The 19,048-nt window shown below is 58.9% G+C and carries 16 protein-coding genes; 4 read left to right on the top strand and 12 right to left on the bottom strand.

All coding sequences use genetic code 11. From position 1 onward, the window contains the following. The first annotated feature begins 167 nt into the window (after window positions 1-167). The 3 genes from hrpA to rplY all read left to right on the top strand — a co-directional run bounded on the left by hrpA (window position 168) and on the right by rplY (window position 5,399). On the top strand, window positions 168-4,067 hold the full coding sequence (gene hrpA, locus G5253_RS16320; RefSeq protein WP_266135050.1) for an ATP-dependent RNA helicase HrpA: 3,900 nt from the start codon (window positions 168-170) through the stop codon (window positions 4,065-4,067). Between the two features lie 95 nt (window positions 4,068-4,162). Then, complete coding sequence (locus tag G5253_RS16315; RefSeq protein WP_266135049.1) at window positions 4,163-4,996, top strand: hypothetical protein; 834 nt, start codon at window positions 4,163-4,165, stop codon at window positions 4,994-4,996. A 115-nt stretch (window positions 4,997-5,111) separates the two neighbouring features. Then, window positions 5,112-5,399, top strand: coding sequence for a 50S ribosomal protein L25 (rplY, locus tag G5253_RS16310; RefSeq protein ID WP_005345280.1), 288 nt, complete (start codon window positions 5,112-5,114; stop codon window positions 5,397-5,399). An 89-nt stretch (window positions 5,400-5,488) separates the two neighbouring features. Here rplY and G5253_RS16305 read toward each other — a convergent pair whose 3' ends face one another. Next, complete coding sequence (locus G5253_RS16305) at window positions 5,489-5,887, bottom strand: MerR family transcriptional regulator (RefSeq protein WP_216953528.1); 399 nt, start codon at window positions 5,885-5,887, stop codon at window positions 5,489-5,491. Window positions 5,888-6,009: 122 nt separating this feature from the next. Here G5253_RS16305 and G5253_RS16300 point away from each other — a divergent pair, with 122 nt between their 5' ends. Further along, a complete protein-coding gene (locus G5253_RS16300) occupies window positions 6,010-7,173 on the top strand; it encodes a thiolase family protein (RefSeq protein WP_266135048.1) in 1,164 nt (387 codons plus the stop codon). Here G5253_RS16300 and G5253_RS16295 read toward each other — a convergent pair. The 11 genes from G5253_RS16295 to G5253_RS16245 form a co-directional block, all read right to left on the bottom strand. Then, a complete protein-coding gene (locus G5253_RS16295; RefSeq protein WP_216953530.1) occupies window positions 7,170-8,393 on the bottom strand; it encodes an EAL and HDOD domain-containing protein in 1,224 nt (407 codons plus the stop codon). The two genes, G5253_RS16300 and G5253_RS16295, sit on opposite strands and share 4 nt — an antisense overlap. 116 nt (window positions 8,394-8,509) lie before the next feature. Further along, entirely contained in the window at window positions 8,510-9,766 is a 1,257-nt protein-coding gene (locus G5253_RS16290; RefSeq protein WP_266135047.1) for an OmpP1/FadL family transporter, read from the bottom strand. A gap of 252 nt (window positions 9,767-10,018) precedes the next feature. Next, window positions 10,019-11,302, bottom strand: coding sequence for an outer membrane protein transport protein (locus G5253_RS16285; RefSeq protein WP_227342806.1), 1,284 nt, complete (start codon window positions 11,300-11,302; stop codon window positions 10,019-10,021). 402 nt (window positions 11,303-11,704) lie between these two features. Continuing rightward, window positions 11,705-12,484, bottom strand: coding sequence for a DUF3379 domain-containing protein (locus G5253_RS16280; RefSeq protein WP_266135046.1), 780 nt, complete (start codon window positions 12,482-12,484; stop codon window positions 11,705-11,707). Continuing rightward, the gene (locus G5253_RS16275; RefSeq protein ID WP_005333245.1) at window positions 12,477-13,076 is read right to left on the bottom strand and encodes a sigma-70 family RNA polymerase sigma factor; all 600 of its coding nucleotides are present in this window, start codon (window positions 13,074-13,076) and stop codon (window positions 12,477-12,479) included. Before G5253_RS16275 ends, G5253_RS16280 begins: the two co-directional genes overlap by 8 nt. A gap of 13 nt (window positions 13,077-13,089) precedes the next feature. Next, window positions 13,090-14,601: a hypothetical protein gene (locus tag G5253_RS16270; protein ID WP_323137693.1), complete on the bottom strand. Its 1,512-nt coding sequence runs from the start codon at window positions 14,599-14,601 to the stop codon at window positions 13,090-13,092. A gap of 20 nt (window positions 14,602-14,621) precedes the next feature. Further along, window positions 14,622-16,073, bottom strand: a complete 1,452-nt coding sequence (locus tag G5253_RS16265) for a VWA domain-containing protein (protein WP_266135044.1) — start codon at window positions 16,071-16,073, stop codon at window positions 14,622-14,624. Next, window positions 16,064-17,056, bottom strand: coding sequence for a VWA domain-containing protein (locus tag G5253_RS16260; protein ID WP_204479202.1), 993 nt, complete (start codon window positions 17,054-17,056; stop codon window positions 16,064-16,066). Before G5253_RS16260 ends, G5253_RS16265 begins: the two co-directional genes overlap by 10 nt. After that, complete coding sequence (locus G5253_RS16255; RefSeq protein ID WP_266135043.1) at window positions 17,053-17,592, bottom strand: DUF4381 domain-containing protein; 540 nt, start codon at window positions 17,590-17,592, stop codon at window positions 17,053-17,055. The genes G5253_RS16260 and G5253_RS16255 overlap by 4 nt, the downstream gene beginning before the upstream one ends. Next, window positions 17,577-18,479 carry a DUF58 domain-containing protein gene (locus G5253_RS16250; RefSeq protein WP_266135042.1) on the bottom strand — a complete coding sequence of 301 codons (903 nt, stop codon included), beginning with the start codon at window positions 18,477-18,479 and terminating at the stop codon, window positions 17,577-17,579. Before G5253_RS16250 ends, G5253_RS16255 begins: the two co-directional genes overlap by 16 nt. After that, window positions 18,470-19,048: AAA family ATPase (locus G5253_RS16245; protein ID WP_421203739.1), on the bottom strand; the 579-nt coding region annotated here is incomplete at its 5' end. The genes G5253_RS16245 and G5253_RS16250, both read right to left, overlap by 10 nt.

Genomic DNA, 19,048 nt, shown 5'->3' with positions numbered 1-19,048 from the left:
TTGTTTTGGGAGATGGTGCGTTCACCCATCCGTAGCCTGGTATGGAGGCTAATTTGCCTCTCCAGTGTCTCATGTTAAGGCTTGCACCTGCTGTCTGTGCTCTTTAGGATCTCCCCCAGCTATCGATATGGCCCCCTTGTCGGGCACTCTTTTAAGGAATTCGTACCTTGTCTCTCTCTATCGAGGCGCTGCGCCGCCGTCTCTCTGCCTGCATGAACCTCGACGCCCGCCGTCTCTCCAGCCGTCTGCACGGTGCCAAGAAGTTGCCCGAGGGCAAACAGGCTGCGGTACTCGAGACCATTGCCGCCGATCTGGATGCGGCGCAGGCGCGTTACCAGTCCCGTTTGGCGGGTGTACCCAAGGTCACCTATCCGGACAACTTGCCGGTCAGTCAGAAGCAGGCGGAGATCGCCAAAGCCATTGAAGAGCATCAAGTGGTGATCATCGCCGGCGAAACCGGCTCGGGCAAAACCACCCAGATCCCCAAGATCTGTCTGGCGCTGGGGCGCGGGGTGAAGGGCTTCATCGGCCACACCCAGCCGCGTCGTCTGGCGGCCCGCACTGTGGCGGCCCGTATTGCCGAGGAGATGGAGTCCGAACTCGGTCACTACGTGGGTTACAAGGTGCGCTTTACCGATCAGGTTAGCGAGCAGACCCATATCAAGCTGATGACCGATGGTATCCTGCTGGCCGAGATCCAGAACGACCGGATGCTCACCCAGTACGACACCATCATCATCGATGAGGCCCACGAGCGCAGCCTCAATATCGACTTCATCCTGGGCTATCTCAAGCAACTGCTGCCCAAGCGCCCGGATCTCAAGGTGATCATCACCTCGGCCACTATCGACCCGCAACGCTTCTCCCGCCATTTCAACAAGGCGCCGGTGATAGAGGTCTCTGGCCGCACCTATCCGGTAGAGGTGCGCTACCGCCCGCTCACCAGTGATAAAAGTGAAGGGCTGGAGGAGCGCGACGAACTGCAGGGGATCTTCGATGCAGTGGAAGAGCTGGCACGCGAGGGGCTCGGGGACATCCTTATCTTCATGAACGGCGAGCGGGAGATCCGCGATACCGCCGATGCCCTGCGCAAACTCAACCTGCGCGATACCGAGGTGCTGCCGCTCTACGCCCGCCTCTCCAACGCCGAGCAGAACAAGGTGTTCCAGCAACATGCCGGACGGCGCATCGTGCTCGCCACCAACGTGGCGGAGACCTCGCTGACGGTGCCGGGCATTCGCTACGTCATCGATCCGGGCACCGCCCGCATCAGCCGCTACTCCTGGCGCACCAAGGTGCAGCGCCTGCCCATAGAGCCGGTCTCCCAGGCCAGTGCCAACCAGCGTAAAGGGCGCTGCGGCCGGGTGGCAGATGGTATCTGTATCCGCCTCTACTCGGAGGAGGATTTTAACAGCCGTCCCGCCTTTACCGACCCCGAGATCCTGCGCACCAACCTGGCCTCCGTCATCCTGCAGATGCTGGCGCTCGGCCTTGGCAACATGGAGGCGTTTCCCTTCGTCGAGCCACCAGAGTCCCGCCATATCAAGGATGGCCTGACTCTCTTGAAAGAGCTGGAGGCGGTGCGCGAGCTGCCCGCCACCGGCGAGCGCGAAGCCAAGTTGCAGCTGACCGAGACCGGTCGCCAGCTCTCGCGCATCCCCCTTGATCCGCGTTTGGCGAAGATGGTGATCAGCGCGGCGCAAACTGGCTGCCTGAGCGAGGTGATGGTGATCACCGCGGCCCTCAGCATTCAGGATCCCCGCGAGCGGCCCATGGAGAAGAAGCAGGCCGCCGACGAGCAGCACAGACGCTTTGAAGACAAGGATTCCGACTTCCTCGCCTTCGTCAATCTGTGGAATTACCTGAAAGAGCAGCAGGATACCCTTGGCAGCAATCCGTTCCGCCGCATGTGCCAGAAGGAGTTTCTCTCCTACCTGCGGGTGCGCGAATGGCAGGATATCCATTTCCAGCTGCGTCAGACGGTGAAAGAGCTTGGTTTTAAAGCCAACCATGAACCGGCAGATTTCAAGACGGTGCATTGCGCGCTGTTGACCGGCCTCTTGAGTCATATCGGCAACAAGGATTTGGAAAAGCCCGAGTTCCTCGGTGCTCGCAATGGCCGTTTCCACCTCTTCCCGGCCTCGGGTCTGTTCAAGAAGCCGCCCAAGTGGGTGATGGCCGCAGAATTGGTGGAAACCTCGCGCCTCTACGCCCGTATCAACGCCAAGATTGAGCCCGAGTGGGTGGAGCCGCTGGCGGGCCATCTCATCAAGTTGCACCACAGCGACCCCCACTGGTCGAAGAAAAATGGCGCCGTGATGGCCAAGGAGAAGGTGACCCTCTATGGTCTGACTCTGGCCAATGAGCGCACCATCAACTTCAGCCGCATCGATCCGGCGCTGTGTCGTGAGCTGTTTATCCGCCGCGCGCTGGTGGAGGGAGATTTCGAGACCCGTCACCGTTTCTTCAGCGATAACCGCAAGCTCTTGGCCGAGGTGGAGGCGCTGGAGCACAAATCCCGTCGGCGCGACATCCTGGTGGATGACGAGGACTTGTTCCGCTTCTACGATGCCCGTTTGCCGGAGGAGGTGATCTCCGCTCGCCACTTCGACAAGTGGTGGAAAGAGGCGCAAAAGCAGGACCCCGAGCTGCTCAACTTCGAAAAAGAGATGCTGATGAAGGGGGATGCGGCCCACATCAGCGATCTCGACTACCCCAACTTCTGGCAACAGGGGCGCCTCAAGCTCAAGCTGACCTATCAGTTCGAGCCGGGGGAGGCCGCCGATGGCGTGACCCTGCATATTCCGCTGCCGCTCCTGAATCAGGTGGAGGTGAAGGGGTTCGAGTGGCTGATCCCCGGGCTGCGCCATGAGCTGTTGGTGGCCCTCATCAAGTCGATGCCCAAGCCGATGCGCAAGAACTTTGTGCCGGCGCCGAACTATGCCGATGCGCTGCTTGCCAGCATCAACCCCGAGCAGGGGCCGCTCTTGGACGAGATGGAGCGTCAACTGCGCCGCATGACCGGCGTCACCGTACCTCGCGAATCCTGGGACTGGGCTGCGGTGCCCGATCACCTGAAACTCACCTTCCGGGTGGTGGACGACAAGCACAAGAAGGTGGCTGAAGGGAAAGATCTGGAAGCCTTGAAAGAGTCGCTGCGTGGCAAGGTGCAGGAGACCCTGTCGCAAGTGGCGGATGATGACATCGAGCAGTCCGGCCTCACCCTGTGGAGCTTTGGCGAGTTGCCCCAGGAGTACAGCCAGAAGCGGGGCGGCTTCGAAGTGAAAGCCTATCCGGCGTTGGTGGACGAGAAGGATTCGGTCGCCATCCAGCTGGTGGAGAGCCCGGTGGTGCAGCAGCAGCTGATGTGGGCCGGTCAGCGCCGGCTGGTGCTGCTCAACGTGCCATCTCCCATCAAGTATCTGCAGGAGAAGCTGCCCAACAAGGCCAAGCTCGGGCTCTATTTCAACCCGTTTGGCAAGGTGGCGGAACTGATTGACGACTGCATCGCCTGCGGATGTGACAAGCTGATCGAGCAGCATGGCGGGTTGGCCTGGGATGAGGCCGGTTTCGAGGCGCTCAAGGAGTATGTTCGCGCCGAGCTCAACGATTCGGTGGTGGAGGTGGCCAAGCAGGTGGAAGCCGTGCTGACGCTGTCCCATGAGATCAAGAAGCGGCTCAAGGGCAAGATGCAGCTCGATACCGCCTTTGCCATGTCGGATATCCAGCAGCAGCTCGGCAACCTTATCCACAAGGGCTTTGTCACCGAGACCGGCTGGCAGCGGTTGCCTGATTTGCTGCGTTACCTGCGGGCCATCGAGCGTCGCCTGGAGAAGCTTGCCATCGATCCCAACCGGGATCGGGTCTACATGCTCAAGGTGCACAGTGTGGAGTCGGAGTACAAGGCGCTGCTGGCCAAGATCCCCAAATCCCAGCTTGTTCCCTCCGAGGTGGCCAATATCCGCTGGATGATCGAGGAGCTGCGGGTGTCGTTCTTTGCCCAGAATCTGGGGACCCCTTATCCGGTCTCCGATAAACGGGTGCTTAACGCCATCGCTCAGTGCTAAGCTGCTATCTAACTGTTTTAACAGCATGATAGCGCGTGATAAGAAGGGGTTGCCGGTCAGGTAGCCCCTTCAAACCGCAAGTCAGGGAGGCAAGGATGCTGGGGGTCTGGTTGAGTGTGGCGCAGGTGGTGATCAGCGGTTATCAACCCATTGCGGAACAAACCTGGGTGCAGTTGAACCCGGAATATTACCCGCTGGCGCGCACGCCACCAGCGATGTTTGTGGCCTGGCGTGGCAATCAGTTTCCGCCGCTGGCCCAAAAGCAGAAGCATGGTCGCTGGCAGATCCTCTTTCCCGCTCGGCTGGTCCCCCCTTTCGATCTGTTCGAGGGGGAGGCGCAGCTCTCCAAAACCTATCTGGCAAGACTGCGGCGCATCGACGAGATGGCTTACGGGGTCGCCCCCGGCCAGGTCGCTGCAACCGTGCAGCATGGCAGTGTTTCACCTTTTGAGCCATCGCAACCCATAGCGCCCTTTATCGCCGAGTTCAACGTTCCTCGTGCCATGCCGGTTCAGTTGGCGGTCGCCCCCCGCTACGAAGCAGAGCCATTGCTGGCGTTGCTTGGTGCCGCAGTTGGCGAGAGGGGGAGTCGCAGTGATGGTCTGCTGGCGGCCAGCGTGTCATCTGATAGCACCACACTGACACTCTCTGCGCCGGCGGTTGGCGAGGGGCGCTCAGTGTGCCATCGGGTCGCGGCGGGTGAGACGCTGTGGCGCATCGCCAATCAGCTATCCAGCAGGGTGGGGGCAGATACTTACAGCTATCTGCTGGCCTTGGCCGCAGAAAACAGGGCGGGCCTCGGTAACAGTATCCGGGTCAAAACCGGGGAGGGGCTCTACTGTCCTCGCGCCGAGACGCTTGCGCAGTTTGATGCGTTGAGTCCGGCCCAGCGGCAACAGCAATTTGCTCGTCTTGAGCAGGGGCATTAAAGCGCGGGATGAGCCTTGTATCCGCTATTGGCCCATGGTAGTATTCGCGCTCGTTTTGCGAGGTGCTGACCGGTCGCAGTTTGCACCATACATTCCTTTAAAAGAGATACATACTATGTCTTTCGTATTCCAAGCTGAAGTCCGTTCTGACCTGGGGAAAGGTGCGAGCCGCCGCCTGCGTCAAGCTGACCAAGTTCCTGCCATCGTTTACGGTGCAGGCAAAGAAGCCCAGTCCATCACTGTTGACCACAAGAAATTCATCCTGGCCCAAGAAAAGCCGGAATTCTATGAGTCCGTACTGACTCTGGTTATCAACGGCGAAGAAGTTAACGTGAAAGTGAAAGCTATCCAGCGTCACCCGGTACGTTACAAGCTGGTTCACCTGGACTTCGTTCGCGTTTAATCACGAACCGTCAGGTAGCAGAAAAGCCACTCTCAGGAGTGGCTTTTTGTTATCTGAAGCATGAGAAGGGGATCTCACGGCCCCCTTCTTTAACGACCCAGTTGCTGCAATGCCTGTTGACAGCGCCGCTCCGCGGCATCCAGCTCCAGCAGCACCATCCTGATATCTTCCATCTGCTGCTGCAGCGTCTCCCGCTTTTCGGTAACCAGCCCGAGCATGGTTTGCAGCTGGGTGCGGCTGCTCTTGTCGGCATCATAAAGATCAAACAACTCCCGGATCTCGGCCAGACTGAAACCGAGCCGCTTACCACGCAGGGTCAACTTGAGACGAACCCGATCCTGCTTGCTGTAGATGCGGGTCTGCCCTTCTCTGGCGGGATTGAGTAACCCTTGATCCTCATAGAAACGGATGCTACGCGTCGTAATATCAAATTCCCGAGCCAGTTCACTGATGCTGTAGCTCCGGGCTTCATCCTTGTTTTTGTTCATATAAACTTCTTGGCGAGCTAAATCCTGCTGGCACCTTACCTAAACGTAAACTGCACTGCAACTCTTGTTCCCATGGCATAGAAAACCTATGTTATGACCATGTAACTAAAAGAGGCGGGCAAATGGATATTGCAATTGTGGCGGCAAAACGTACGCCAATGGGGGCGTTTCAAGGGGCACTGGCAGAGGTGGCGGCCCCGGAGCTGGGGGCCTGTGCCATTGCCGCTGCGTTGGCACAGGGCGGGCTTGTTCCCGAGCAGATCGATGAAGTGTTTATGGGCAATGTGCTCTCGGCAGGTGTGGGACAAGCGCCGGCAAGGCAGGCGATGTTAAAAGCGGGATTGCCAGAGAGTGTGCCTGCTACCACGGTCAACAAGGTGTGTGGCTCCGGCATGAAGGCGGTGATGCTGGCGGCAGATTCCCTTCGTCTGGGCGATAACAAGGTTGTGGTGGCTGGGGGGATGGAGAGCATGAGCAGGGCCCCCTATCTGCTGGATAATGCCCGCAATGGTTTTCGGATGGGCCATCAACAGCTGTTTGATCACCTTTTCCTCGACGGATTGCAGGATGCCTATGATGGCCAGTTGATGGGAATACACGCCCAGCGCAGCGCTGATCATGCCAGTTTGACCCGCAGTGCCATGGATGAGTTTGCCCTTGCGTCGTTGCAGCGTGCCCGCGCTGCGCAGCAAGACGGCGCGTTTGCATCCGAGCTGGCAAGTGTCTATCGCGGTGATCGCTTGTTGCTGGCCGAAGACGAACAACCGGGCAAAGGGAGGCCGGAGAAGATCCCGACCCTGAAGCCTGCATTTGGTAAAGATGGCACCATTACGGCGGCCAATTCGAGCTCCATCTCGGACGGCGCGGCGGCGCTGATATTGATGGATGGTGCCACTGCGCAAGCTTGGCAGGTACCTGTACTGGCGCGGATCGTCGGTTATCAGAGCCATGCGGCATTGCCGGCCGAGTTCACTTCCGCTCCCGTTGGCGCAATATCCAGACTGCTGGCTCGTCTCGACTGGTCAGTGGATGAGGTTGACCTGTTCGAAGTCAACGAAGCCTTTGCCATGGTCACCATGCTGGCCATGAGCGGGTGCGGGATCCCCCATCACAAGGTGAATGTTCATGGTGGCGCCTGCGCATTGGGTCACCCGCTTGGCGCGAGTGGAGCACGTATTCTGGTGACGCTGATCTCGGCATTGAGGTTGCGGAGAGGGAGACGAGGCATTGCGTCTCTTTGTATCGGTGGCGGAGAGGCGACCGCTATTGCGGTAGAGATCCCTTAATCGCCGGTATCCATCGCTTGCAGTTGCTCGTTCACCCAGGTCGTTGCCGCGAGATAAAGGTGGCTTACCTTATCTTCATTCAACCCCAGGCGGGCTGTTCGGGCCGTGACTTTGGGCCAGTTGGCATTCTCGTAGTCTTCACAAAATGCGAGATAGAAACCGAGAGTGCCTTTGCGCTCGAGCAGCGCCAGCCGGATATCCTCGATCAGGGGGATAGTCCCCAGCAGCTTGTCCATCGGCTGCTCCATAAGCACATCCAGTAGCGAAAAGAGACCGGTGATAAACGCTTGCTGAGCCTGCAGGGTCGGCGCATGGGTATGCGCCAGCAACTCGCAGAAACGGGCACGGATCATCGACATCTGGTAGAGCTCGGCACTTTTCCCCTTGCCTGCACTGGTCGCAGCCACCAGTGAAACAAAACGCTTTAGCTGGGTATTGCCCAAGTATATCGCAGCCTGGCGAAACGAGGAGATGGGGTTGGCATGGCCTTTGAGATGATTGACATAGCGCAGCAACTTGAGTGACAGAGAGATATCCTGGCTGAGCAGTTGCTCGATCTTGTTGATATCGGGTTCTGTCTCGTTGACCACATTGAGCAACTGCATGACCACGACCTGGGCGGGCTCCATAGTGGCTTGTTTGACCATCTCGGGGCGGCTGAAGAAAAAGCCCTGAAACAGCTGGATCCCCAGCTTTTTGGCTCGTTCGAACTCAGCCTTGTCCTCAACTTTTTCTGCCAGATAGGTGAGTCCCAGCGCCTGATGGCGCTTGATGAACACCCTGATCTGCAACAGGGGCGTGTCACGCAGATCAAACTTGATGATGTGGATAAACGGGAGGAAGCGCTCCCAATCCGGCGACATGGTGAAGTCATCGAGTGCCAGCTGATAGCCCAGTTTGTGCAACTGCTTCACCTTTTCCAGCAGGGCATCATCCGGAGGGGCATCCTCCAGAATTTCGATCACCACCTTTTCGGGTGGCAGGCACTCGGCCAGTCCTTCCAGTAACAGTGAGTGGGGAAAATTGATAAAGCAGGGGCGGCCACCCAACAGCTGATCGATATTCTGTTGCAGAAACTGCTCGACCACCAACCGGGAGGTGGCTTGTTGTGAGGAGATGCTCGGGAAGACATTATTCAGGCTATCGCGAAAGAGCAGCTCATAGGCATGGGTATTGAGGTCTCTGTCGAGGATCGGCTGTCTGGCTACGTAGGAATACATGCCTTGCTCCAGTATGGGTACTGGGTTGATTTTATGGTGTTGCAGAACACTATGCCAGTTTTGACCCTGTTCGGTAAGGCAATAATTGGCATAGTGTTTTTCTGCAGGGAGGGAACTTAGAAGAGATAACTCATTTGGGCGCCAGCCAGCCAGGCATCTCCCTCGGAGGTGCCCTGGAAGGTGGAGGTGCTCTGCGGGTTGCCCGGTTGCAACTCCATTTTTTCAGTAACATCAACCTTCTTGCCATCGATCAGGGTTAACCCCAGATCCATGGTCAGGTTGGGGGTGAACTGATAACCCATCCCCAGGCTATACCAGATCCGGTCGGCATCAGGAATGGAGATAGTACGGCGATCCGCTGGTACCGGGCTCGCATCGTAAGCAACTCCCGAGCGCAGCTGCCACTGGGGAGTCAGTTGATAGGTCATCCCGATCGCATAGCGCCAGCTATCTTCCCAGTGTTCATCCTTGATATGCATGTTGGGCAGTGTATCCAGATCGGCTTCCAGCTGGACAAATTTGCTCCAGTTGGTCCAGTTCAGGCTGCCATGGATCGCCAGTTTTTCGGTCAGCTGGTGAAATGCAGCAAGCTCTGCCGTTGCGGGTAGCGGAAGATCCAGAGAACCTGTGTCTTTTAGCTCCTTGCCGTTGGGCAGGCCAAGAATGGCATCACCCGAGAGTGTCAAATTGACATCGTGGCGGTATGAGAGCCCAATCCGGGTTTGCTCCGACAACTCCAGCAAGGTGCCGACATTCCAGCCCCATGCCCAGCCATCCCCTTGCAGATGTTTTGCTATCAGATTGCGAGAGGGGAAGGTGCCACCGACTTCGCCCTCGCCCTGAATAGCAGAGATCCCTGCGCCAATTGACCACATCTCATTGATGCGATAGGCAAGAGAGGTTCCCAGATCCATGGTCTTGATATCGGAAACATTGCCAAAGTGGCCGGCACTGTAGTTATCCGGCATCTTGATGCCAAGACCATAGTAAGAGGTGGCCGAGAAGCCGAGGCGCCACTGCTCATTCAGCGGGATGATGAGATAGGCGTTGGGCACCCAGGCCGAGGCCGCGATATCGTGTGCACTCGCATCGGAGGTGACGATGCCGGCTTGCGTCGGCAAACGTGTGTGGCCTTCGATATTGACGTCAGGGCTGACATAGATGACTCCGCCAGAGAGCGCCATCTGATCGAAACGGGTCATGGCTGCGGCATTGCGGGAGAGTACGCTGGCGTTATCTGCAATGGCGGCTTCACCGGCAAAAGCGCGTCCCAGGCCCGTGGCGGATTGTTCAGCCAGCTGGAACCCGGCGGCATGGGTTTGACCCGCGATCACCAGCAGGGCGATGGCGGACGGTTTGATGATGGAATGCATGGGAAAATCCTTGCTGTTACCCGAGGTTTCAATAGGTCATATGGATGGAGGCAGGATTTTATATGGTATGACCAGTAAGGCAACGCTCATGGTGGTTATCCGGAGAAAACAAGATTTAATGCTGGGATGATGTAGTCTAATAGCTTGATTGAAAAAGAAAAATAAACACGTGTGTGCTACAGCTGTGCGCTGAAACTGTTTTTTCGGATAAAAAAAGAGCGCCTGTCGGCGCTCTTTTCGGTGGCGTTCTAATCAGAACTTCATATTGAACTGGGCAGAGGCCAGGAAGGCATTGCCGTGGGAGGAGCCTTTCCAACGCAGAGGGTCTGAGTGGTTACGCAGACCTTCGTTGACATCAACCTCTTTACCGTCCAGATAGGCCATACCAAAGTCAATGCTCATATCAGTATTGATATGGTAGGTCGCGCCAGCGCTATACCAGACACGGTCAGAATCCGGGATGCTCAGGCTGCGGTATTCGGGCTCGATTGGGCTGTTGTCATAAGCAAAGCCAATACGCGCTTCCCAAGCCGGGTTGATATACCAGGTACCGCCGATTGAGTAACGAGTAGAGTCTTTAAACTTCTCATCCTTTTGCAGACATACGCCGCCAGCGCATTGGCCGCTGGTTGCTTTCAGCTCCTGGAAGGCACTCCAGTCAGTCCAGTTGACAGAGTAGTGAACGGCGAATTGCTGATTCAAACGGTGATAACCGGCAAACTCGGCCTGAGCAGGGAGATCCAGTTTCAGATTGCCATCAACAGTGCGGTTCCCTGAAGTGAGCCCCTGGAAGTCACCATCAAAGCTCATATCGACCTGTGAACGGTAGGTCAGAGCAAAGCGATGGTTCTCATTGACTTCGTACAGAGTGCCAACGTTCCAGCCAAAGCCCCAGGTATCGCCTTTCAGGTGAGCCAAGCGAGTATCTGTTGCCAGCGGGCCACCCTGGCTCGGTGGGTTCAGCGGACCCAGCAGACCAGCATAGCGGTTGAGTTCGGCAGCACCGTAAACGGCGTTGATACCGGCACCCACACTGAAGTGCTCATTGATGCGATAGGCGATGTTCGGGTTGATATTGAGAGTCATCAGTTCAGTATCACCGGCACCGGCACCAGCCGGGAAGGTTTTGGAGTACTCGGTAGATAGCCCGTAATTTGAGAAGAGGCCGATACCCCAAGCCCACTGGTCATTCAGCGGCTGAATAAAATAAGCGGCAGGAACGAATGCTGACGGAGCAATACCTGATTCGCTGGCAGGAACTGTACCCAGAGGCGTAGCAACGCTGCCATTCACATCGACATCCGGCTTGATGTAGGTGCCGGAGACAGAAACCGCCATCTTGTCGAAGGTGGTCATGGCAGCCGGGTTACGGGCCAGCACGGAGGCGTTGTCGGCGATAGCCGCTTCACCGGCATAGGCGCGACCCAGACCGGAGGCCGAGTGCTCGTTCAACTGGAATGCCGCGGCATGGACTTGACCGGTGGCCAGCGCGATGGTGGCGGCAATCAGGCTCTTCTTGAAAATAGTTGTCGTCATGGTGTTCTCTCTTGTAGGCAGATTTTTTTGCCGATATTGGCTGCACGTTCAATGCAAACCTCGACAAAATCCGTTTTTATTTCAGCTTCTTCCCAATCAATTCTGGCGTGATTCTATGGATCTGGTAGGAGGTAAGAAATCAGACCAGTGACAGCAGAATACATAAAAGTGATCGATGTGTTAATCATTTGTTTTAACTTGCTGTTTAATTCATCATTTTCAGGGTCTAAAGGCGGAATATTGACCTGGATTGCCGATCTCCGTCACAAAAATAATTTTGTCAATTTTTCGAAATCTTGAGGCAAATGAGTGACAAAGGGGAGTAAACAGGGAGGGAACAGGCAGCGTCTCGTGACCGCCGCCTGCTATTGAGGATGGCTCTGAGGTTGTTAACCAGCGATGTTAAATGTCCCACTGCAGACGTGACTGCAGGGCGTTGGCAACAGGGGCAAGTGGCTCTTTCATCTCGCCAATCAGTACCATATTGGCGCCTTTGAGCTGGACTATCTCCCCTTTGAGGGTGCCATCATCAAAGGTGTCCTGTTGCAGGGTTAATGGCACATGTTTGGGCACTAAAAAGAGAGTGACTGGCCCCATCTTTCCCTGGATCACCATGTGCAAGGCCGGTCCCTGATAAAACGAGCAGTGATTGACATAGGTCACCTTAAGCCCATCCATCCCGCTTAAGGTGGCGCCATACTTCTCCATCTTGGCATTGATGCTATGCAGATTGACCTGCTCATCGACACCTTCAATAAAGGGTTCTTCGCCATAGACATGAGCCATCGCTACCTGTGCGAGGGAGAGGGCCGCAGGAGCCGTTTCTGGCAGCGTGATCCAGCGGGTGCTCATTCCCAGCAGGAAGGCGACCGAGGCAGCCAAGGCGATCTGGCGCCAGGATGTCGATGTCCGGAGCTTGACTGGCGCCGTGCCAAGGGGTCGGGATGGCGGCATCTCATCTGGCGCATCACTGTCTTGCAGCATGGCTTGCCTGAGCAGGATCCGCTCGGCCAGTCCGGCGGGAACCTCTACCTGCATGGCACGCTTGAGGCTTCTGTCGAACTGCTTCATCTCGTCGAGGTAGTTCCGATTAGCCTGGCTTGCTTCAGCGGTTTTGAGAAAGTCCGGTTGTTGATCGTTGGGCTGGATCATGGCGTTGCGGCGAAATTCGAGTTCATCCATGTCCGTGTCCTCTTGCTTGGTTCTTCTGCTCCATCGCCTCCTTGATCTGGTTGCGGGCGCGAAACAGTCGGGTCATGACGGTGTTTTTGTTGAGGCCGAGCATCTCGGCAATCTCCTCACCACTGAATCCTCCCACGACTTGCAGCAGCAGTGGCTCCTGATACTCCTCGGGCAACCGGGCGATGTGACGGTGCAACCACTCGTTCTCCATCTCCTGTTCGCTGTGCAGTGCATCGTGCTGGGGTTGAGGGTGATCGTCGAGATCAACCAGCTCCAGCTGTTTGCGTTCAAAGCGGCGGGCGTTTTCCCGTCTGAGGATGGTGATCAGCCACCCTTTGGCCGCCTTGTCATCCTGCAGGGTGTCGATAGCCTTCCAGGCACGCAGGAAGGTCTCTTGCACCAGATCTTCCGCTACGTTGGGATCCCGGGTCAGCCAGTAGGCATACCGGTAGAGATCGCCATGCAGCGCATGAACCAGTGCTTCAAATTTGGTTTGTTTGTCAGCCATGGGATCAGAGACCGGCGAAGTGGCCGGATCATTTCCACCAATATGCTGCTGAGCACGTTTTTTTCTAAAAAACAGCAGTGCCATTGGGCAATCCTTGTCAGGGGGCGTGGTGGCGGGAGCGGGAACTCCCGTGCGCCAGCAGGTAAATCAGGTACGCAATACCGGCCGTTTCATCAGCCCTGAGGGTACGCGCCAGAGCGCGCCACTCGATGGGCGGGCCAGAAGAGGGCCGTGCAAAACAGGCTCGCTCGAGTGCGGCTAGCCCGTTGCCGAGCCGATTATGCCCAGCGTCAGGCAACTGGCCTAATTGATAATAGGAGACCTGCCAGCGCATGGTCGCCCACTTGATCAGCGCCTTGCGACTGGCATCCGGCTGTTGTTGGGCAAGGGCACGTTGCAGTTGATAGAAGGCGCGCCAGCGGGGCCAGTGGCGCCATAGCGTACGCAGCGCCACGGCCAGCACGACCCACCAAAGGCTCTCTCGCAGTGCCATCTGCGATGTCTGCTGATCAGGTTGCCGATTTGTCGTTGCCTGAAACGTCAGCGTGATGGCAGGCAGGGTGGCCTGCTCAATCCGGCCACTTTGGGTATTAAACCAGGGCAGATCAATGGGGGGCAGCTGGTAGTCGCCGCTCTGCTCCGCGACCAGAGTCTGGCGCCACTGTCGCTCAAACAGCAGCTTGCCATCTCGGTAACGCTCCTGCTGTTGCTCGCCATCGGGATGTGCCTGTATGCCGCTTGGCAGTTGATGGGCCATCAGGGGGGCAAGCTGTATCTGGGCACTGTCACCATTTTCCATGGTCAGGGTGAGGATCCGGATCAGCGGTTCACCCACTTCCCCCTTGGTGGCTGGTTCAAACCGTTGACTCAGGGTCAGCCGGGTGGCCACCGGCGTGGCGGGGGCCTTGTCGACCCTTACCTCGAGCGGTGCCGCGCGGGCCGAGAGTTTTTGCGGCTTGCTCCCCTGCTGCGTGAGCTGCCCCTGCAAGCGGGGCGAGTCGAGGTGCCAGAGCCCAGGCGCTTTTGCCTGAACGAGCCAGCTGCGGGTGAGCCTGCCGGGCAGACCAGCCTGAGCGGGGGCGATCCACTCGTCGCTACCGAGGCGACGGATAGTGAAGTGGGCAGAGCTAAGCTCGCTCAGGGCCGGGTTTTGCATACTGGTGGGCAGCCACAGTGTCAGCCGGTAGATCACCGGCTGGCCGGGATAGAGCGGGCCCTGATGCTCAAGGCTGGCCTGCATCTCGAGGGGCGAGGGGGCTGCGGGTTGCGGCAGCGAGGCAGTTTTCGCCTCTCTCAATGGCAGGGTGAGCGAGGGGGTAAACTCATTTCCCAGCTTGAGCGGGGCAATCACCACCTCGGTATTTGCAGGTGAACCGCTCTGGTGCAGCGGGATCTGCCAGCGAGTCAGTTGTTGTACCGGGGTGGTGACCCGGCTCATGGTCACTCTGCCCACTGCAAACTGGCGCAGTAGGGGGGTGATCTCCAGTTCGCTGCTCTGGCGCTCGCCATCCGCTTCGATGATCAGCAGCCAATCGCTGGGGTCAGCCCCCGGTAGCAGCTCTGCCCGGGGGGGTAAGGCCCAGCAAAGTGGACTCGCCAGTGCGAGCAACAACCCCCATCCTGCCCGCGTCACCAGGGCTCCTCCACCTTGATAAGATCCCGGCGCAGCGCCTCTTTACGCAGTCGCTGCTCCAGTAGCAACACCGGGGGAGAGGAGGGCAAGGGCATTGCCGTCGCCTGCTGAGCTGCCGATGGTTCGGGCTGCTTACTGTTGCTGGTATCGGGAGCGGCTGCCGCAGCGCTCTGTAACAGAGAGAGGTTATAGAGCGCATCTTCATGGCCGGGTTCAAGCGCCAGAGCGGCCAGATAGGCCTCTTTGGCTGCGGCAAACTCCCCCAGTTGCAGCAGGGCATTGCCGCGGTTGTAGTGGGCAGTGGCGCTCGCCGCTTCCTGATAGGCTGAGATGGCTTGCCGGTAGGCACCAGCTCGATACCAGGCGTTGCCGCGCCAGACTGGATCGTTGAAGGTGCGGGCTGCCCGCTGAAAATCCCCCTCTTGATAAGCCTGCATCGCTTGCAGGTCTCCCCTCTCTGTTGCTTGCAGGTCTTGTGGCGCAAGCAGCTGAGCACCCACCATCAGCGCCATCATCAACCGGGCGCCGACTCTGGCCAGCAAGGCCAGTGGTAACAAGGGGATCAGCAGCCAGGGGCCAAGATCCAGTGGTGCCGGGGTGAGGGCCGAGGTCGTGGTGGGGAGGGAAGCAAAGCGGGGTGTGTTGCTGCCAAGCCACTGCAGCTCACCGCCGAGGCGATTGGCCAGTGCGGCAATGGCCTGACTATCGGGGGCGGGCAACTGCGCGGGCATGCGGGCGGCAAACCCCAACTCATTGGCCGGAATGGCGGGCATGGGGGCCGGTTGACCACTGCTGGCAAGCAGAATATCGAGGCGTGCCGACTGGGTGTCGCGGCAAAGAAGGCGTTGCTGGCAGGGCCACAGGGCGGCGATTTGGGTCATCTGATTCCGGGTGAGGTCGTCGGTGATCAGCAGCAGACGCGCTTGTTCTCCAGGGGCCAGCTGCTTCATGGCAAGTTCCACCGCCCGTGCCGGGTTGCTGCCCTGCAGCGGCATGATATCGGGGCGCAAGTCGGGCAGCAGCAGCGAAAGGGCTTGATGATCCCGGGTGGGCGGCATGGCGAGGTAGGCATCGCCTGCGTAGAGGATCAGCGCGATGCGCTCGCCCTGAGCACGGCTCAGCAGTTGCTGCAACTGCCACCTGACCCGGGTCGCCCGATCCGGTTTGAGGTCGGTGGCGGTCATCGAGCGTGACAAGTCCAGCAGCCAGATATCGAGCGGCGCTGCAGGCTGCTGTTGCAGCTCGCCGCGCAGTGCCGGTCCGCTCAGAGCCAAAATGACGGGCAGTGTCGCCAACCAAAGCCAGGGGCGTTGAGGGTGGGATGCTGGCAGCAGATAAGCCTGCATCGCAGGTGCGAGCAGCGTGGGCTTGCGACGACGGCGCCACCCTTGCCAGAGCCAGGGGATGAGTGCGATCAGCCACAGGGGGCGGAGCAAGATCAACTCCATCTGCGTGCGCCTCGTGTCAGCCAGCTACGCACCATGCGAAACTCCAGCCTGCCGTGCCCTGACGGCAGAAGCAACAAGCCACAAAGCAGTGCCAACGGCCAGGGGTATAGCTCGATCACCGGCTGGTACTGGGCAATCGGCATGGGGGCAGGTTCAAGGGCATTGATGGTCACGTTGATGGCATCGAGATCGCTCTGGGTGCGTGCCCGAAAGTAACGCCCCTGGCCTGTCTGTGCCAGCTCTTTCAGGAGCGGCTCGTCCAGTTCGCTGCTGGGATCGGCCTGACCGCTGCCCGCCTCATCGTAGGGTTGAATAAAGGTATCGGGATCGGCCCCGACCCCCAGCGTGTAGATCCGTATTCCCTGCGCTGCGGCGAGTTTTGCCTCCTGCAGCGGGTCGGCATTGCCTGCGGTATTGCGGCCATCAGTGACCAGCAGCAGGGCGGTGGGGCGACCCGGATCTCCATGCTGACGTGCCAGCTGGATGGCTTCGCCAAGGGCGGTGGTTCGGCCGACAAGATCAAAATCGAGCTCGTCGCTCAAGGTCAACAGCGCCGGGATCTCCTGAGTGAGGGGAGAGAGCAGGTAGGCGTGATCGGCAAAGACAATGAGGCCCACCCTGTCTCCGGCCCGTTTGGCGATCAGCGTCTTGATCTGCTGGCGCACCGCCGTTAGCCGTGCTTGCTGCTCGCCGTTATCGAGCATATCAGGGGTGCGCATGCTGTCTGACAGATCCACCGCCAGCAGCAGATCCCGACTCCCTTCATATTGAATAACCGGTTCTCCCCACCACTGGGGGCGGCAGAGGGCGAGGATAAGGGCGCACCAGAGCAGCATGGCGCGCCAGAGCGGTAATCCGGCCTGAGGACGCAGCAGCGCAAACCCGGGGTGAGCCAGATAGCCGCGGCGCAGGGGCGGCAAGCCGAAGCGCACCAGCAAGGGCAGTACCAGCGCCAGCGCAAACCAGGGCCAGGCCAGGATCATGAATGCCTCCGTGCGGTTTTACGCCCCGAGCGGGGAGAGCGTTGCAAGAAGAGGGTCTGACCCCAGCGGCGATAATGTTGCCGCAGTTGTTCGCTCTGCTCGCGAGTCGGGTTCTGGCTGCCATAGAGCCAACTGCTCCAGTGAGACGAAAACTGGCTAAAATTGCTGCCGCCGTGACGATCGACGAAGGCGAGCCACGCCTCTCCCTGCAATCGGCGCGCCTCGGGCCAGCGTTGCAGTGCTTCATGACGCAGGGCCTCCTGTATGCGTGCCACCAGCAGCGCCGGATCTCCCTCCAGCTGATGACACCAGCGGCGGTAACGTATCACTCTCCGGGCAATCAAGACGATCAGCAGCAGCAATAACGCTGTGATCAATAGCCACAGTAGCGCCTGCACTCTGGGATCAAAACTCTGTTCAATCAGATCAGGTCCCGGGTGGATGTCGCGCATCAGGGCGGCCAGCGGCGGAGTGATGGCGTCGGAGGCTGGACTGGCGCTGTCGAGTTCGGCGGGCGAGATCATCCCTGATGACATAGCCCCTCCTGCCACTGCTGTTGCAGCGTCTGGCTGTTATCGAGCAGATAGAGGCGCGGCACCAATGGCAACAGCAACTGCTTGCCGTGGGCCAGCTGCTGCTCGGCGGCATGCCGGTAGCGCTGGGAGAAACCGGCATGGCTCCCATCCAGCCAGCCCTGATAGTGCTGCCCTGGCCGATCGATAGCCACTGGCAGCTGGCCGTCAGGGGGAAGGGCTGCCTCGAGGGGGTCACGGATCTGCCAATAGTGAATATCGTGGCGGCGGGAGAGCAGTTGCAATTGCTGACAGAGCGCCGACTCGCAGGATCTGTGATCGGTGATGATCGTCAGCTTGGCACCGTGAGGCAGCTTCACGCCGGACAAGGTGTCGCCCAGTGAGTGAGAAAGCGCCCGGCGGGCCAGCCCTTGCTGATAGTGATGGCAGAGGGATTCGAGCAGGGGCAGCACGCTGCCGCGCTGGCTCTGGTGATTTGGGATAAGCCCGTGGCAAATCAGGGTGTTGTGCAGCTTCTCCCCTTGCCAGATCAGGGCTGCAGCCAGCTCGCACCCCAGTCGCGCCTTGAGCTGCAGTGTGGAGCCGAAATACATGGCGGGAGAGAGATCGAGCAGCAGCCAGTGCGCCTGATCCAGCTCCTCGCTATAGAGGCGGGTATAGGGACGACCGAGGCGTGCGGTCACTCGCCAGTCGATATGGCGTACCTCGTCACCAGCCTGATAGGCGCGCAGCTCCCGAAACGTGAGTCCGGGAGAGCGGCCCGGTTTGCCGCGTTCGCTGCTGCTTCTGCCTGCGTGAGGTGGCTTCCTGGCCTTGGCCCATAGCCGGATATTGAGCAGCCGTGGCAGCGACAGGGCGATATCGGGATGCAGACCGGGTTCTAGGGGCATGGCACCTGATCCAGCAGTTGAGCGATCAGGATATCGTTATCCAGATTGTCGGCCAGTGCCTGATAGCTGGGAATAAGGCGGTGGCGCATCACCGGATAGGCTTGCAGCTGGATATCTTCCGGTAGCACATAATCTCGTCCGGCAAGCCAGGCTCGGGCGCGGGCGGAGCGAGCCAGCCCCAGCGTAGCCCGAGGGCTGGCCCCCACGGCAATCAATGGCTCAAGGGCAGGGCAAAGGCCGCTGCCCGGGCGAGTGGCGCAGACCAGCTCCACCAGATAGTGCTCCAGTCGGCTTTGCATGGTTACCGCCAGCACTTCGCTGCGGGCACGCTGCAAGCTGGTCTGACTCAGGGTCACTGGTGCCGCGCCAAGCTGTTCGCCGCTGGCGTTGAGCTGCAAGATGGCGAGCTCCATGGTGGGGCTCGGGTAATCCACCATCAACTTGAGCAGAAAGCGGTCGAGCTGCGCCTCCGGCAGGGGATAGGTTCCCTCCTGCTCGATGGGGTTCTGGGTGGCGGCGACCATAAAGAGAGGTGGCAGCCGCCAGCTCTTTTTGCCCACGGTGATCTG

It is taken from the genome of Aeromonas sp. 602658 (assembly GCF_049173005.1).
GTDB lineage: Bacteria > Pseudomonadota > Gammaproteobacteria > Enterobacterales > Aeromonadaceae > Aeromonas > Aeromonas veronii_A.
This window is presented reverse-complemented; position numbering and strand designations above follow the sequence as displayed.

Bases quoted from the DNA above. Each gene is read 5' to 3' on its own strand.
- rplY (WP_005345280.1), top strand. From the start codon at position 5,112: ATGTCTTTCGTATTCCAAGCTGAAGTCCGTTCTGACCTGGGGAAAGGT.
- G5253_RS16285 (WP_227342806.1), bottom strand. From the start codon at position 11,302: ATGACGACAACTATTTTCAAGAAGAGCCTGATTGCCGCCACCATCGCG.
- G5253_RS16300 (WP_266135048.1), top strand. From the start codon at position 6,010: ATGGATATTGCAATTGTGGCGGCAAAACGTACGCCAATGGGGGCGTTT.
- G5253_RS16280 (WP_266135046.1), bottom strand. From the start codon at position 12,484: ATGGATGAACTCGAATTTCGCCGCAACGCCATGATCCAGCCCAACGAT.
- G5253_RS16290 (WP_266135047.1), bottom strand. From the start codon at position 9,766: ATGCATTCCATCATCAAACCGTCCGCCATCGCCCTGCTGGTGATCGCG.
- G5253_RS16305 (WP_216953528.1), bottom strand. From the start codon at position 5,887: ATGAACAAAAACAAGGATGAAGCCCGGAGCTACAGCATCAGTGAACTG.
- G5253_RS16295 (WP_216953530.1), bottom strand. From the start codon at position 8,393: ATGTATTCCTACGTAGCCAGACAGCCGATCCTCGACAGAGACCTCAAT.
- G5253_RS16255 (WP_266135043.1), bottom strand. From the start codon at position 17,592: ATGTCATCAGGGATGATCTCGCCCGCCGAACTCGACAGCGCCAGTCCA.
- G5253_RS16315 (WP_266135049.1), top strand. From the start codon at position 4,163: ATGCTGGGGGTCTGGTTGAGTGTGGCGCAGGTGGTGATCAGCGGTTAT.
- G5253_RS16260 (WP_204479202.1), bottom strand. From the start codon at position 17,056: ATGATCCTGGCCTGGCCCTGGTTTGCGCTGGCGCTGGTACTGCCCTTG.
- G5253_RS16265 (WP_266135044.1), bottom strand. From the start codon at position 16,073: ATGGAGTTGATCTTGCTCCGCCCCCTGTGGCTGATCGCACTCATCCCC.
- G5253_RS16275 (WP_005333245.1), bottom strand. From the start codon at position 13,076: ATGGCACTGCTGTTTTTTAGAAAAAAACGTGCTCAGCAGCATATTGGT.
- G5253_RS16250 (WP_266135042.1), bottom strand. From the start codon at position 18,479: ATGCCCCTAGAACCCGGTCTGCATCCCGATATCGCCCTGTCGCTGCCA.